13 protein-coding genes are annotated in these 14,934 nt (G+C 34.1%); 10 read left to right on the top strand and 3 right to left on the bottom strand.

The genetic code is table 11. The features are described 5' to 3' along the window. Positions 1 to 18: 18 nt before the first annotated feature. Together EF514_RS10280 and EF514_RS10275 are read right to left on the bottom strand one after the other, a co-directional pair. A complete protein-coding gene (locus tag EF514_RS10280; RefSeq protein ID WP_127725366.1) occupies positions 19 to 621 on the bottom strand; it encodes a PepSY domain-containing protein in 603 nt (200 codons plus the stop codon). Between the two features lie 98 nt (positions 622 to 719). Then, positions 720 to 1,994 carry an S-layer homology domain-containing protein gene (locus EF514_RS10275; protein ID WP_127725365.1) on the bottom strand — a complete coding sequence of 425 codons (1,275 nt, stop codon included), beginning with the start codon at positions 1,992 to 1,994 and terminating at the stop codon, positions 720 to 722. A 101-nt stretch (positions 1,995 to 2,095) separates the two neighbouring features. Between EF514_RS10275 and EF514_RS10270 the strand changes: the two genes are divergently transcribed. The 3 genes from EF514_RS10270 (at position 2,096) to EF514_RS10260 (ending at position 5,395) form a co-directional block, all read left to right on the top strand. Beyond that, a complete protein-coding gene (locus tag EF514_RS10270; protein WP_205666445.1) occupies positions 2,096 to 3,082 on the top strand; it encodes an MBL fold metallo-hydrolase in 987 nt (328 codons plus the stop codon). Positions 3,083 to 3,158: 76 nt separating this feature from the next. Beyond that, positions 3,159 to 4,130, top strand: a complete 972-nt coding sequence (pta, locus tag EF514_RS10265) for a phosphate acetyltransferase (RefSeq protein WP_127725364.1) — start codon at positions 3,159 to 3,161, stop codon at positions 4,128 to 4,130. Between the two features lie 494 nt (positions 4,131 to 4,624). Further along, the gene (locus EF514_RS10260) at positions 4,625 to 5,395 is read left to right on the top strand and encodes an SDR family oxidoreductase (RefSeq protein ID WP_127725363.1); all 771 of its coding nucleotides are present in this window, start codon (positions 4,625 to 4,627) and stop codon (positions 5,393 to 5,395) included. A 39-nt stretch (positions 5,396 to 5,434) separates the two neighbouring features. On the opposite strand, the gene EF514_RS10255 is transcribed toward EF514_RS10260, so the two are convergent. After that, the gene (locus EF514_RS10255) at positions 5,435 to 6,385 is read right to left on the bottom strand and encodes an NAD(P)-dependent oxidoreductase (RefSeq protein ID WP_127725362.1); all 951 of its coding nucleotides are present in this window, start codon (positions 6,383 to 6,385) and stop codon (positions 5,435 to 5,437) included. A 321-nt stretch (positions 6,386 to 6,706) separates the two neighbouring features. Between EF514_RS10255 and EF514_RS10250 the strand changes: the two genes are divergently transcribed. From EF514_RS10250 to yihA, 7 genes are all read left to right on the top strand, one after another. After that, positions 6,707 to 8,422: a proline--tRNA ligase gene (locus EF514_RS10250; RefSeq protein WP_127725367.1), complete on the top strand. Its 1,716-nt coding sequence runs from the start codon at positions 6,707 to 6,709 to the stop codon at positions 8,420 to 8,422. A 54-nt stretch (positions 8,423 to 8,476) separates the two neighbouring features. Then, positions 8,477 to 8,692 (top strand): YdbC family protein, encoded by a 216-nt coding sequence (locus tag EF514_RS10245; RefSeq protein WP_127725361.1) that lies wholly within the window; start codon positions 8,477 to 8,479, stop codon positions 8,690 to 8,692. A 73-nt stretch (positions 8,693 to 8,765) separates the two neighbouring features. Next, positions 8,766 to 10,100 (top strand): trigger factor, encoded by a 1,335-nt coding sequence (gene tig, locus EF514_RS10240; protein WP_127725360.1) that lies wholly within the window; start codon positions 8,766 to 8,768, stop codon positions 10,098 to 10,100. A 17-nt stretch (positions 10,101 to 10,117) separates the two neighbouring features. Next, positions 10,118 to 10,702, top strand: coding sequence for an ATP-dependent Clp endopeptidase proteolytic subunit ClpP (gene clpP / locus EF514_RS10235; protein ID WP_127725359.1), 585 nt, complete (start codon positions 10,118 to 10,120; stop codon positions 10,700 to 10,702). Positions 10,703 to 10,709: 7 nt separating this feature from the next. Further along, complete coding sequence (gene clpX, locus EF514_RS10230) at positions 10,710 to 11,942, top strand: ATP-dependent Clp protease ATP-binding subunit ClpX (protein WP_127725358.1); 1,233 nt, start codon at positions 10,710 to 10,712, stop codon at positions 11,940 to 11,942. Positions 11,943 to 11,991: 49 nt separating this feature from the next. Beyond that, on the top strand, positions 11,992 to 14,310 hold the full coding sequence (lon, locus tag EF514_RS10225; RefSeq protein ID WP_127725357.1) for an endopeptidase La: 2,319 nt from the start codon (positions 11,992 to 11,994) through the stop codon (positions 14,308 to 14,310). Then, entirely contained in the window at positions 14,307 to 14,906 is a 600-nt protein-coding gene (gene yihA, locus EF514_RS10220; RefSeq protein WP_127725356.1) for a ribosome biogenesis GTP-binding protein YihA/YsxC, read from the top strand. Before lon ends, yihA begins: the two co-directional genes overlap by 4 nt. Positions 14,907 to 14,934: the final 28 nt, after the last annotated feature.

Raw genomic sequence — 14,934 nt, 5'->3', positions numbered from 1 at the left:
GGACAACTTAGTTGTCCTTTAGTCATCTATACCTAAAATTTCTCCAGTTTCAGCATTTACATAGACTTCAAAATCTCTATTTCCATCAATAACATCAATTTCATAAATTAATATGCCGTCATCTTTTTCCAAAGTCCATTCTTTAAATTCTCCGCCGTGATTTTCTAAAACTTTAGTTATAGCATCTTGAACCGGAATTGCATCACTTAAGTTAAAAATATTTGCTTTTTCTTCAAAGACGTCATCTCTATCTAAATTTTCTTTTTCTTCTTTAATAATTTCGCCTGTCTCGGAATTAATTTCCATTTCATATTCAAAATTATCATCTACACCCTCTATATCATAGTGGTACTGACCTCTGTAATAATCAAGGGCTATTTTTGTTAACCCCACATTGGGAAAGTGACTGTTAAAAGTTTCTAGAGCCTTTGAAGGATCTATTGCTGCAGTTGTATTATTTTGTACTTCTTTTTCAAGAGTTGTATCTTCTACCTTTTCTGCAATCTCGGTTTTTTCTGTATTGATATTTTGTTCAGGGGTATTTACGGTGTTTTTATTCCCACAACCTGTCAATAATAAAATGCAAAGTCCCATTGATGTAATTAAGTGTAATTTTTTCATTTAATCGCCTCCTCTATTATAGTAATATAAATTTCTTAAAAATAAGTTAAGAAACTTTAAAAACTATGTGAAAAAAAGTTCCCGCTAAGGGGAACTTCTTACTTAAAAGTGACTTCAATATAAGTATCTTCACTAATAATAAATCTAAATTCATCGTCAATTACATTTTTAGGAACAGAGTTTACTAAAAAAGTATCTATTTCCATACCATCAGGAATTAAAACTTTTACAGTTACTCTTTCATTCTTTTTAAAAGTATATCCGCTTAGAGATTCCAGACCGGGAGATAAAACCAGTTTTAAATCCTCATCATCAATGCTTTTCAGTGTTACATCAATTGTCTTGTCCTCATTGTACATGGTTATATGAGTTTCCGTATCCGCCATTCCTGGCGATGTTACAAGTAAAAGGTATCTACCCGCTTTTAAAGCGCTTCCGTTTTCAAAGGGTTCTCCATTAATAAAAGTATTAATTTCAAGTTCGGAACCATTTTCATCTTTACCTACTACAGAAAGTAGCGGTGCTTCTACTTGGTAGACCAAGTCTCTTTTAGCTTTTTCAATATTTTCAATGGCCTCTGTAATTTCAAAGGCATCTTTGCTGTTAAGGGCAGCTTCGCCCTTAAAAATTTGCAAAGTCAAGTTAGATGCTGACTCTTTTGTATATTCTATTAAATTTATTTTCTGTGTATCCTCAATTAAGTTTTTAAGTTTTTCAATTAGGGTTTCAATTTCAAGTTCAGTTTCACTTTCACTTTCATCTTCCAAATTTTGAATTTCATAGGTGTTTCCGTAGTTTTCAATACACAAAGCCAATATTTTAGAAAATTCCGCTCGTGTAATGGCATTGTCACCTTTGAATTTAGAATCTTCATAGCCGTTGATTATTCCATCTTTAAACAAGGTGCCAATGGCGTCTTTATCCTTTTTATTAAAACTGTTTAAATCATTGAAGTGAGAATAGTCACCGTAACCACTTTTAAATTCATATAGAGCATTTAACATTTCAATAAGTTCAATTCGCTTTAAAGGGGAATTGGAAAATATTTTTGACTCAGTATCTATGTATTTGTACTTACTTGCAATTTGTACATCTTTATAAAACCAATCGCTGGTCTTTATGTCGGAATATTGAATTTCAACGGTGTCTGTTAAGTTGAAAGCTCTATTAATTACTGCACAGGCCTCTGCCTTGGAAATTTTATTGTTGGGTTTAAAGCTGTTGTCTCCATAACCTTGTATATAGGAATTACCGCTAAGTATGACAATATACTGCTCAGCCCAATGGTTTTTAATGTCGTTAAAAGTTTCCTTTGCATAGACTGTGGAAGTACTTAAGAGAAGTAGGATTAAACCCAATATTTTTTTCTTCATAACATCACTTCCTAAAATATATAATAACCTTATTAGCGAAATAAATCAATTTAAGGTTTATATATTTTCAAATGAGGTAAAATTATATAAGGAGGGAGAAAATGTATAATATTAGTGAAGTTTATAAAGGGATTTTTAAAGTAGAAATACCGCTTAAGGGAAATCCGCTAAAGTATATTAACATTTATGTTATTAAGTCGGAAGATGAAAGCTTAATAGTAGATACGGGATTTAATACAGAGGAAATTTTGGAATTAACTGAAGATTATATGAAACAGTTAAATATAGTTCCGGAAAAAAGTTCCTTGTATTTAACGCATCTTCACTCAGACCATACCGGTTTGGTAAATTACTTTGACAATTTAGGGCTTAAAATTTATATGCCCGATGTTGATGCAAAACTTTTAAAACTTTTTAGAGAAAGATATGGAGAGCATTGGACTAACATTGAAAAATACGGTTATATGCAAGGGCTTGAAGAAGATGATTTAAAGATTGAAGACCATCCGGGATATAAATTTAGACCTAGAGAGGATTTTAATTATATTCCAAAGAACCCCGGAGATATTTTGACAATAGGAAATTTCAATTTTAAAATTATAGATTTAAGTGGTCATACTCCGGGGATGGCAGGATTATATGATGAGGGAAAAAGTATTTTATTCTGTGGAGATCACATTTTAGGAGAAATAACTCCAAATATTCAATTTTGGGGTTTTGATGTAGGCGATAGTCTTGGAACGTATTTTAAAAATCTTGAAAAAGTAAAAGATTTAAATATTAAGCATTTATTCAGCTCTCACAGAACTATAATTGAAGATGTAAATGGCAGAATTGATGAGTTACTGGAGCATCACGACCATAGGCTAAGAGAGACAGTGGAGGCCTTAGAAAAGGGAGCGGAAACAGTTAGAGACGTTACAAAACAACTTCAATGGGACATTTCAGCTAAGAATTGGGATGAGTTTCCTAAAAGTCAAAAATGGTTTGCAGCAGGAGAAGCCCACGCTCACTTGGAACATCTAAGAGCCAAAGGAGTTTGCAACTATAGGTATAATGATGGAGTATTGCACTATAAATTAACTTAAAGGTTTAAAATAAATTTTTAATTTACTTTGCTTTGTTATATAATGAATAATAATTAGAAGTAAAGTGGAGGTAGACATGGATTTAATTGAATCTTTAAAAGTGAAAGTAAGTGAAAAGAAACCGACAATTGTCTTCCCCGAAGGGAATGACAGAAGAATTTTAGAAGCTGCTGTAAGATTAAGTGTTGACAATGTATTAAAGCCAATACTAATTGGAAACGGCTATGACATTAAAGAAGTTGCTAAAGAGTACGGATTAAATATTAGCGGAGTGGAAATAATCTATCCAAGTGAATATGAGGAATTTGATTATTTAGTGGAAAAATTTGTAGAGAGACGTAAGGGTAAAGTTGATGAGGAATCAGCGAGAAAAATACTTTTAGATCAGAATTACTTTGGAACTATGTTAGTTTATACAGGTAAGGCAGACGGAATGGTTTCAGGAGCTGCACATACTACTGGAGAGACCGTAAGACCTGCTCTTCAAATTATAAAGACCAAGGAAGGTTTTAGTAGAACTAGCGGACTTTTTATAATGTTAAAAAGAGATGAGATGTATTTAATGGCCGACTGTGCTATAAATATAGATCCTGATGCAGATACTCTTGCGGAAATAGCTGTTTTAAGTGAAGAGACAGCGAGAACTTTTGGAATGGACCCAAGAGTTGCAATGCTTTCTTTTTCAACTAAGGGATCGGCATCTCATGAATTAGTTGACAAGGTAGTTGAGGCAACTGAAAAAGCTAAGAAGATGAATCCGAATATGACAATAGATGGTGAATTACAATTTGACGCCGCTTTTGTAAGCAAGGTGGCGGAGAAAAAAGCACCGGATTCCAAAGTTGCGGGAAATGCAAATGTATTTATATTTCCAAGTCTTGAAGCAGGAAATATAGGATATAAATTAGTACAGTATTTCGGAGATTTTAAGGCTGTAGGTCCAATACTTCAAGGTTTAAATAAGCCTGTAAACGATCTTTCAAGGGGAACTACTGTAGATGAAATATATGCTCTTTCTATAATAACAGCAGCTCAGGCACTTTTTTAAAAATTAAAGCATAAATAAACTCAGATTTATCCTGTTGTGGTAGTCTGAGTTTTTTAAAAGAAATTAGAAAGATAAGAGATATTTTATTAGAAGATAATTTCAATTAACAGTAGATAATCTATTTAAGGAGATAGTCAAATAGAACATATTTATAGTAAAAATAGTATATAATATTGAAAATCTCTGAAATTAATCTGTGAAATTGTAGTAGTTAAGAATATAAAGCATTTTGAAGTATAGAGCGAATGAAAATTTTAAAAATCTGTGCAAAGTATAATGTAGAAACCTATTTTAATTGTATTTTCTAAAAGATTGTTTTGAAAAGTCTTACTTAGTAAACCTAGGTTAGATAGCGGTAATAAACTAAAAGAGTTTAGGTTAATTAAGTATTTATTTGGAACAATTTGATTAGGGAAATTTATTATACTTTAAGAAAATTTGGGTATATTTGAATAGATAAGTTAGTAAAAATAAATTTCTTATGGAGGCTTAGGATGAAAAATTATTTTGATTTAACAGGCAGAGTTGCAATGGTAACAGGAGCATCAAGTGGACTGGGAGTTCAATTTGCAAATGCACTTGGGAATCAGGGAGCGAAACTTGCGCTAGTTGCAAGAAGGAAGGAAAGACTTGAAGAAGTAAAGAAAGATCTTGAATCAAAGGGAATGGAAGTTTTTATTCAAGTTTGTGACGTAACAGACAGTAAGAATGTAAAAGAGGCCGTAAAGAATATAGAAGAACACTATGGAAAGATAGATATCTTAGTAAATAATGCGGGACTTGGTCTTGGAGAACCTGCAGATACAATGAGTGATGAAACTTGGGACAGAATGATGAAAACCAATATTTACGGCGTTTTCAATGTGGCAAGAGAAGTTGGAAGTATTATGAAAAAGAACAATTATGGTAGAATTATAAATTTGGGTTCTATTCACTCAAGAGTTGCAATGCCTCACTCTGATTTAATGACTGCCTATGCTACTACAAAGGGTGCAGTATTTATGATGACTAAGGCTTTAGCAACTGAGTGGGCAAACTATGGAATAACAGTAAATGCAGTGGGACCTGCTTATTTTGAATCTGAAATGACCCAAGATGTCCTTGCCAATGAAGCTTTTGGTCAAGTACTTCAAGCATACTGTCCTATGGGTAGAGCAGGAAAGAGCGGAGAATTGGATACGGCAATAATTTACTTTGCATCAGAATTTTCATCTTATACTACAGGACAACTTTTAAATGTTGATGGTGGTTGGACTGCAATTTAAACAAAAGGAAGAAAAAATGTAGACCGGAGTCTACATTTTTTAATTTACTTTATTTCTTGGAGTCTTTCCCGACTTATAATCTAAAAGATTAACAACTACAGCATTACCCATTTCCTCTCTAGCTTCAAAGGTGGCATTTCCAATATGAGGCTCCAAAACCACATTGTTTAGTTTAATCAGCTCCTTTGAAAACTTCGGTTCAAACTCGTAAACGTCAAGAGCAGCGCCTTTTATTTTATTTTCCTTTAAAGCCTCTATTAAGGCTTCCTCATTAACAAGAGGGCCTCGAGCGGCATTTATTAAATAGGCGCTTTCCTTCATTAAATCAAATTCCCTATGGGAAATTAAATGTTTTAATTCAGGTGCAAAGGCTGAATGTAAAGATATAAAATCGGAATTTTTAATTAAATCTTCAAGCTCGCTATACTCTACTCCAAGTACTTCCATATCTTCCTTTCGATTTCGCGAATAGTAAATTACCTTCATCTCAAAGGCAAGAGCTCTTTTAGTTACATTTTTTCCAATATTTCCCATTCCTATAATACCAAGTGTCTTTCCTCTTAATTCATTTCCCAGAAAAAACGTAGGTCTCCAACCGTGAAATTCTTCAGTTCTCATAAACCTATCTCCCTCTATTAGATTTCGAGATAGACACAAGATTAAACTAAAGGCAAGTTCAGCAGTGGATACGGCTGAAGACGGGGCAGGCGCATTGGTAACTACTATATTTTTTGCCCTTGCGGCCTCTATGTCAATATTATCAAAGCCGGCACCGTAATTACATATTAATTTTAAGGTGTTGGAGGAGTTAATAATGTCAGCATCTATTTTATCTGATAGAGGACATACTAACGCCTCGGCACCCTCAAGGCCTTTAATAATTTCCTCTTTGGAAAGGGGTATTAGACTGTCGTTATAATTTAATTCAAAATCAGCTTTTAATAAGTTTAAAATGCTTTCAGGAACTCTACTTGTGACAAAAACTTTCATAAAATCACTCCTAATTAAATATTTGCTATAAAATATTATATTACATAATATAGTATTGTGCCCTTTAAAGTGAAAAATTAAAAATAAATAATGTAAGGATTTATATTGTTGGGATATAAATCTTTAAAAACTTTATGGGAAATTTAAAAAATTACATGTATTATAAGGAAAATTTGATTTTTAAAATTAAATTTGCAATTAATTGTTAAATAAAGTTGAAAATTCAACAAAATCCATATAATTAGTGATAGAGTGCTTGAAAGAGAGAAATTTACATATTATAATATTATGGCGAATTGGAATAAAGGTTTGGAGGATTATATGAAGCTTTCTAAATTATATATGCCGACATTAAGAGAAGTGTCAGCCGATGTGGAAGTGGCATCGCATAAACTTCTTTTAAGAGGGGCTTTCATAAGAAAATCGGCAAGTGGGATTTACACTTACTTACCACTTGGCTACAAGGTAGTAAAGAAAATTGAAAAAATTGTAAGAGAGGAAATGGACAGGGCCGGTTCTCAGGAAATTTTAATGAGCGCTATTCAACCTAGAGAAATTTGGGATGCCAGTGGACGTTGGGATAGATTTGGTCCTGAGATGTTTAAATTAAAAGATAGAAATGACAGGGAGTTTTGTCTTGGACCTACGGCAGAGGAATATTTCACTACATTAATTAAAGATGAGGTAAAGTCCTATAAACAATTGCCTTTAAATCTGTACCAGATACAAACTAAGTATAGAGATGAAAAGAGACCTCGCTTTGGTATTAACAGAGCAAGAGAATTCTCCATGAAAGATGCCTACTCCTTTGATACTTCTCCTGAAACTATGGAGATTTCCTATATGGAAATGTATAGGGCCTATGAAAGAATATTTAACAGACTTAATTTAGATTACAAAGTTGTAGAGGGTGATAGCGGAGCAATGGGTGGAAATAAATCCCATGAATTTATAGCTCTGGCGGAAACGGGAGAGGGAGAAATAGCTTATTCTCCAAGCGGTAAGTATGCTGCTACTTCAGAAAAGGCAAAAGTTACCTATAAGTTACCTGGAGAACAGGAACTTAAAGAACTAAAGGAAGTAGCCACACCTGATCTTAAAACTATAGAAGATGTTACGAAATTTTTGGGAATAGAAAAAAACAGAAGTTTAAAAGCAATAGATTTAATGGTGGAAGGTAAACCAGTAATTGTATTTATTCCCGGAGACAGGGAATTAAACATGTCCAAGTTGGAAGGTTACTTGGGAGTACCTGAACATGATATAGAGTTAATGACTGAAGAGGATATATTGTCCATAAATTCATCAGCAGGCTATACTGGTCCGATAGGTCTTGATAAAAGTGTTAGACTTATATTTGATAACGCTGTTACAAAAATTCAAAACTTATCCATAGGTGCTAATAAAGAGGGTTACCATATTATAAATGCAAACTACGGCAGAGATTTTTCAGGCGAGGTATGCGAGGATCTTTTAGAGGTAAGAAAAGGGGATATAATAGAAGAAACCGGTGAAGAATATTTATTTGCAAGGGGAATAGAAGTTGGAAATATATTTCAATTGGGAACTAAGTACTCGGAAGCTTTAAATGCCACTTACCTAGATGTCAATGGGAAGGAAAAATTAATTTGGATGGGTTCCTATGGTGTTGGAGTGACAAGGACAGTATCTGCCATAGTGGAACAGAATTATGATGAGGACGGTATAATTTGGCCGATGTCAGTAGCTCCTTACCAAGCTATAATAACTGTAGTTAACAACAAAGATGAAGAACAGATGAGTCTTGGTGAGAAGATGTATGAGGAGCTAATTAACTTAGGAGTGGAGGTTCTTTTAGATGATAGAAATGAAAGAGCCGGTGTTAAATTTAAAGATAGAGATTTAATAGGAATACCTTTAAGAGTTACAGTGGGGAAAAAAGCTGGTGAGGAAGTAATTGAATACTCAAACAGAAAAGATAAGGAAAAAGTAGAGATGACTTCAGAGGAGAGTATTAAAAAAATTCTAGAGGAAATTAAAAGAGAACTTTCCCTGTAAATATTTTTAAAAAGATGGGTAACTATTAATTCGGATAGTAGTTAGGAGATATAAATGGCTGATTTTCAATTTGAAATAATAAAGCATATTAAAACTCTATCCACCAATGCAAGAGGTTGGAGCAAGGAGTTAAATTTAGTAAGCTGGAACAATAGACCGCCTAAGTATGATATTAGAGAGTGGGATGAGGAACATCTTAAAATGTCAAAGGGAATAACTTTTACTGAAGAAGAAATGGCGGAGTTAAAAGAGGGTCTTGAGAATTTATAAATACTGTTATAAATTAATCATTATGATATAATTAATTAATTATAAAAATGCCTTAAATGGAACGGAGGATATTATGACTGAAATAAAGAAAAGAGAAAACAATACAGTGTATTTTGATATGCACGTGGAAGCAAAAGATGTAATGGAAGCTGAAAAAAATGTATATTTAAAAAATAAAAAACACTTTCAAATACCCGGCTTTAGAAAGGGTCGTGTACCAAGAAAAATCATTGAAAATGTATATGGCAAGGAAGTTTTTCTAGAAGATGCTTTAAATGAAGTACTTCCGGTATACTATGAAAAAGCAGTTGAAGAACTTGGCATTGAACCTATTACACAACCTGAAATAAATATTGAAGAAGCCTATTCAGGACAAGATGTTGAAGTTGAAGTTTCTGTGGAAGTAAAACCTGAAGTTAAACTTGGCGAATACAAGGGCGTAGAAGTTGAAGACATAAAATATGAAGTTACAGAAGAGCTTATTGACAATGAAATAGAAAATGAAAGACGTAAAAACGCTCGTATTATAAATGTAGATGACAGAGCGGCTAAGTTAGAAGATAAAGTTAATATAGACTTTAAAGGTTTTATAGGCGAAGAGGAATTTGAAGGCGGAGCAGCTGAAGGACATGAGCTTGAATTGGGTTCAAACTCCTTTATTCCTGGTTTTGAAGACCAAATAGTTGGTCATAACATAGGCGATGAATTTGACGTAAATGTAACTTTTCCTGAAGAGTACCATGCAGAGGATTTAAAGGGTAAGGAAGCTGTATTTAAAGTTAAGTTAAATTCCATAAGCTATGAGGAACTTCCTGAAGTTGACGATGAATTTATAAAGGACATTTCCGACTTTGATACTGTAGATGAATATAGAGCTGACGTTAGAAGTAAAAAAGAAGCTGAATTTGAATCAAGAGAAAAAGTTGAGAAAGAGCAGGCCGTAATAGAAAAAGTTGTTGAAAACATGGAAGTTGACGTTCCAAAGGCAATGGTTGATGCTCAAATTGAATCTCAAATGCAAAATTTTGACAATAGTTTGAGAGCTCAAGGTATGGGTCTTGAAGATTATATTAAAATGATGGGAAGTACAGTGGAAGCTTTCGGAGAAAGTTTAAGAGAAGATGCACTAAAGCAAGTTAAGACTGCTTTAGCTCTTGAAGCAGTGGCAAAGGCTGAAAACTTTGACATTGAAGAGGAAGAAGTGCTAAAGGAGATAGACGAAGTAGTTAAGAATTACTTCCCTGAAGATGAAGAACAACAGGGAAAAATGAAAGAATATATGATAGAATCAAATAAAGAAGGCATAAAGGAAAACCTGATTAACAGAAAGGTTTTAGATATGCTTTTTGAGAATGCGAAATTTGTAGAAAAAAAAGCTGAAGATAAAGAAGAAAAAGAAGAAGAATAGAAAGAAATGGTGATATTATGGCGTTAGTGCCTATGGTAGTTGAACAGACCAACCGTGGAGAAAGATCCTATGATATTTATTCAAGATTATTAAAGGATAGGATAATTTTTATAACCGGTGAAATAAATGAAGTTACAGCTGATTTAGTAGTGGCTCAACTTCTGTTTTTAGAGTCGGAAGATCCAAGTAAGGATATTGAAATCTATATTAACAGTCCGGGTGGTTCTGTAAGTGCTGGATTTGCAATATTTGATACTATGAATTTCATAAAGTGCGATGTGTCTACAATATGTGTGGGTATGGCTGCATCAATGGGTGCTTTCCTACTTGCTGCAGGAACTAGAGGCAAGAGATTTGCACTTCCAAATGCGGATATTATGATACATCAACCTTTAGGTGGGGCACAGGGACAAGCATCAGATATTAAAATTCATGCGGAAAAGATTTTGGAAGTAAGAGATAGAATTAATAAAATTCTTGCAGAGGAAACTGGACAACCCCTTGAAAAAGTTGAAAGTGATACTGATAGAGACTATTATCTTTCAGCAGCAGAAGCTGTTGAGTATGGCTTAATTGATAAAGTAATTGAAAAAAGAGGCTGAGGTGTAAATGTCTAAATCTGATGAATTATTAAAATGTTCCTTTTGTGGAAAGAATCAAAACCAAGTAAAGAGATTAATCAAGGGTCCGGATGTGTATATATGTGATGAATGTATCAATATTTGTTCTGAGATTATAAATGAGGAAAAGTTTCTAGACAATTCAAAGGCTTTTGAGCTTAAAAAGCCTGCTGAAATTAAAAGCATCTTGGATTCTTATGTTATAAAACAGGAAAGAGCTAAAAGGGCTCTTTCTGTTGCTGTATATAATCATTACAAGAGAATCAATTCCTCAGTTAGAAATTCAGACATTGAATTGCAAAAGTCAAATATATTATTATTGGGACCTACCGGTAGCGGTAAGACTTTACTGGCTCAAACACTTGCGAAAATTTTAAATGTTCCCTTTGCCATAGCTGATGCAACTACTTTAACAGAGGCGGGCTATGTGGGAGAAGATGTTGAAAATATTATATTAAAACTTATTCAGTCTGCCGATTATGACATTGAAAAGGCTGAAAAAGGGATTATATATATTGATGAGATAGATAAAATTGCAAGAAAATCTGAAAATGTCTCCATTACAAGAGATGTAAGCGGTGAAGGAGTACAACAGGCGCTTTTAAAAATAATTGAAGGAACTGTTGCAAATGTCCCTCCGCAGGGAGGCAGGAAACACCCTAATCAGGAATTTATTCAAGTGGATACTTCAAATATACTCTTCATTGTAGGCGGAGCTTTTGATGGAATAGAAAATATTGTGGAATCCAGAATTGGAACCAGTTCCATGGGCTTTGTTTCAGATGTAGTAGATAGAAATAAACAAAGAGAAAATATTTTACAGGATGTACAGGTGGAGGATTTGTTAAAATTCGGTTTAATTCCGGAATTAATAGGAAGACTTCCGGTGCTTATAACCCTTGAGGCTTTAGATGAAGAAGCTTTAGTGGATATTTTGACAAAACCTAAAAATGCTCTTGTAAAACAGTATGAAGAACTTTTGAAAATTGACGGTGTTAATTTGAAGTTTGAAAAAAATGCACTAAAGTATATAGCTAAATCAGCCATAGAAAAGAAGACAGGTGCAAGGGGGCTTAGAGGTGTTATTGAAGACACTATGATGGATATAATGTATGAAATTCCGTCAAGAAATGATATTTCAGAGGTAATAATCACCAAAGAATCCGTTGAAGGTACTAAACCTCCAATATTAGTTTTAAAAGAAGACAAAAAATCAATATAAATATGGCTCACGTCAGTGAGCCTAATTTTAAATAAGGCTGGTGAAAAAGATGGATAAAAAATCAAAACTTCCGGTAATACCCTTAAGAGATTTAATAATATTTCCCAGAATGGTAACTCATTTTGATTGTGGCAGAGAAAAGAGTATAGCTGCTATTGAAGCTGCAGAAATGAAAGAGTCGACTATATTTGTAACCGGACAGATTGATGCGGCAGTGGCAGATCCCAAAAGGGAGGACTTATACCAGTACGGTGTGGTGGCTAAGATAAAACAGATTTTAAAGTTGCCCGGCGGTATAGTAAGAGTACTAGTTGAGGGATTAAACCGTGCTAAAATTGAAGAGTTATTTGAAGAGGAAAATTACCTTGAAGCCGTTGTTGAAGAATTTGAAGAGGAAGTTGAAGATAGAGAAGACAAGGAAGTTATGGCGGCAATAAGGTTAATTGAAGAAGATCTTGAAAGGTACAGCGAACTTGATTCAAGACTTGTTCCCGGACTTTTACAGTCTGTAGTTGACAAGACCAGTGCCTCTACCTTAGTAGATACTTCAGCTGCTTATATAAATTTACAATTAGATGAAAGTCAAAGGCTTTTAGAGGAGTTAAACCCCTATAACAGACTTTTGCTGTTTCACGGCATTCTTCAAAGGGAAATAGAGATGTTGTCCATAGAGAAGAATATTGACCAAAGAGTCCGTTCAAATATGAATAAGGTACAAAGGGAGTATTATTTAAAAGAGCAGTTAAAGGTAATTCATGAGGAGTTGGGTGATGCCAGTGAAGAAGGAGAAATATTAACCTATCAAAAGCGAATTGAGGAAAAATTACTTCCTGAAGCTGTTAGGGAAAGAGCTTTAAAAGAAGTTTCAAAACTCTCTAAAACCAATACGGCATCTCCTGAATATACGGTGATTTTAAATTATTTGGATTGGATTTTGGATTTGCCTTGGCTTGAATCATCGCCTGATGAAATAGATTTAAATGAAGCAAGAAAAATTTTAGATAGAGAGCATTATGGATTAAAGAATGTAAAAGAGAGAATTTTGGAATTTATTGCCGTTAAGAAGTTGGCTCCCGAATCAAAGGGCTCAATACTTTGTTTAGTGGGACCTCCGGGAGTAGGTAAGACTTCCATTGCATCTTCCATAGCAAATGCACTGGGAAAAAGTTTTGTAAGAATGAGTTTGGGCGGAGTTACTGACGAGGCGGAAATAAGAGGCCACAGAAGGACCTATGTAGGTGCGCTTCCGGGAAGAATTATTACTCTTTTAAAGAAAGCAAAGGAAAACAATCCTGTATTTTTATTTGATGAGATAGATAAGGTTGGAACCACCTACAGAGGAGATCCGGCAAGTGGCTTACTTGAGGTTTTAGACCCTGAACAAAATAAAACTTTTACAGACCATTATATGGAACTTCCCTTTGATCTTTCAAATGTTTTCTTTGTAACTACTGCCAACACAACACAGACTATTCCAAGACCTCTTTTAGATAGAATGGAAGTAATAAATCTAGGAGGATATACTCCAGATGAAAAATACAACATTGCCAAGAAATATTTATTACCCAAACAATTAAAGGAAAACGGACTTAAAAAATCACAGTTTACCATGTCAGATACGGCAATTAAAGATATAATCAATTTTTATACCAGAGAAGCGGGAGTCAGAGCTTTAGAAAAGGAAATATCTAAATGTGCAAGAAAGGCAGCGCTTCAAATAGTTGAGGAGGGTAAGGAAAAAATTTCCGTAACTTCAAGAAATATTAATAAGTTTTTAGGAGAAAAGAAATATCTTTTTGACATAGTGGAGAAGGAAGATCAAGTAGGAGTTGTAAACGGACTTGCTTGGACTGAAGTTGGAGGAGAAACTCTGGCAATTGAAAGTACTATAATGCCCGGTAGTGGAAAGTTGACCTTAACAGGTCAATTGGGAGATGTTATGAAGGAATCTGCAATAGCAGCTGTTTCTTACTTGGCAAGCAACAGTAGTTATTATAATCTTGAGCCTGATTTCAGAAAGGAATTGGATATTCATATACACGTACCTGAGGGGGCAGTTCCTAAAGACGGACCGTCAGCGGGGATTACTATTGCAACAAGCGTGCTTTCAGCCCTAACTGACAGACCTGTAAAAAAAGACGTTGCAATGACCGGAGAGATAACTTTAAGAGGTAGAGTTCTGCCTATTGGCGGATTAAAGGAAAAGATTTTAGCTGCGCAGAGAATGGGAATTAAAACTGTTATAATTCCACAGGAAAATGAAAGAGATTTAGCTGAAATTGAAAAGGAAGTCTTAGATACTTTAACTGTAATACCTGTTAAAGAAATGAAAGATGTTGAGAAGATTGCTCTTGGTGATAAAAAGTGAAAATAAAAAAAGCGGATCTTGAAAAAGTGGCAGTTCACAGGGAACAGTATCCCGAAGAAGATCTATTTGAATTTGCCTTTGCCGGACGTTCCAATGTGGGGAAGTCCTCTTTTATAAATGCAATGTTAAATAGAAAAAAACTTGCCAAGACTTCATCTACTCCTGGCAAGACGCGAACTATTAATTTCTACAGAGTTAATGATGACTTAAGACTTGTGGATTTACCGGGATACGGTTACGCAAAAGTTTCAAAGGTTGAAAAGAACTCCTGGTCAAAGATTATAAACGAATATCTTGAAAATAGAGAAAATCTCTTGGAAGTAATACTTCTTGTGGATATTAGACACGAACCGACAGCACAGGACTTGCAGATGTTTGAATATTTAATGGCAAAGGGTTATTCGGGCATAGTTGTAGCAACAAAGGCCGATAAAATTTCAAAGGGACATTACGAAAAGCATATAAACATAATTGCGAAAAAGCTGAAGATTAAAAATAAAGATATGATAATTCCCTTTTCTTCAGAAAATAAAGAAATGGTAGATGAAATGTGGGAAATATTTGAAGATATAGTAAGATATTACAGTGAGGATTAGAAATTAAAAAGGAACTCCTTGGAGTTCC

It is taken from the genome of Anaerosphaera multitolerans, from assembly GCF_004006535.1.
GTDB lineage: Bacteria > Bacillota > Clostridia > Tissierellales > Peptoniphilaceae > Anaerosphaera > Anaerosphaera multitolerans.
Note: the sequence above shows the minus strand (reverse complement) of the source record. Positions and strands in the feature narration are given on the sequence as shown.

What these genes read in the sequence shown, in the direction of transcription:
- EF514_RS10260 (WP_127725363.1), top strand. Translation starts at nt 4,625, where the DNA reads ATGAAAAATTATTTTGATTTAACAGGCAGAGTTGCAATGGTAACAGGA.
- tig (WP_127725360.1), top strand. Translation starts at nt 8,766, where the DNA reads ATGACTGAAATAAAGAAAAGAGAAAACAATACAGTGTATTTTGATATG.
- EF514_RS10245 (WP_127725361.1), top strand. Translation starts at nt 8,477, where the DNA reads ATGGCTGATTTTCAATTTGAAATAATAAAGCATATTAAAACTCTATCC.
- EF514_RS10250 (WP_127725367.1), top strand. Translation starts at nt 6,707, where the DNA reads ATGAAGCTTTCTAAATTATATATGCCGACATTAAGAGAAGTGTCAGCC.
- lon (WP_127725357.1), top strand. Translation starts at nt 11,992, where the DNA reads ATGGATAAAAAATCAAAACTTCCGGTAATACCCTTAAGAGATTTAATA.
- EF514_RS10280 (WP_127725366.1), bottom strand. Translation starts at nt 621, where the DNA reads ATGAAAAAATTACACTTAATTACATCAATGGGACTTTGCATTTTATTA.
- clpX (WP_127725358.1), top strand. Translation starts at nt 10,710, where the DNA reads ATGTCTAAATCTGATGAATTATTAAAATGTTCCTTTTGTGGAAAGAAT.
- EF514_RS10255 (WP_127725362.1), bottom strand. Translation starts at nt 6,385, where the DNA reads ATGAAAGTTTTTGTCACAAGTAGAGTTCCTGAAAGCATTTTAAACTTA.
- EF514_RS10275 (WP_127725365.1), bottom strand. Translation starts at nt 1,994, where the DNA reads ATGAAGAAAAAAATATTGGGTTTAATCCTACTTCTCTTAAGTACTTCC.
- EF514_RS10270 (WP_205666445.1), top strand. Translation starts at nt 2,096, where the DNA reads ATGTATAATATTAGTGAAGTTTATAAAGGGATTTTTAAAGTAGAAATA.
- pta (WP_127725364.1), top strand. Translation starts at nt 3,159, where the DNA reads ATGGATTTAATTGAATCTTTAAAAGTGAAAGTAAGTGAAAAGAAACCG.
- clpP (WP_127725359.1), top strand. Translation starts at nt 10,118, where the DNA reads ATGGCGTTAGTGCCTATGGTAGTTGAACAGACCAACCGTGGAGAAAGA.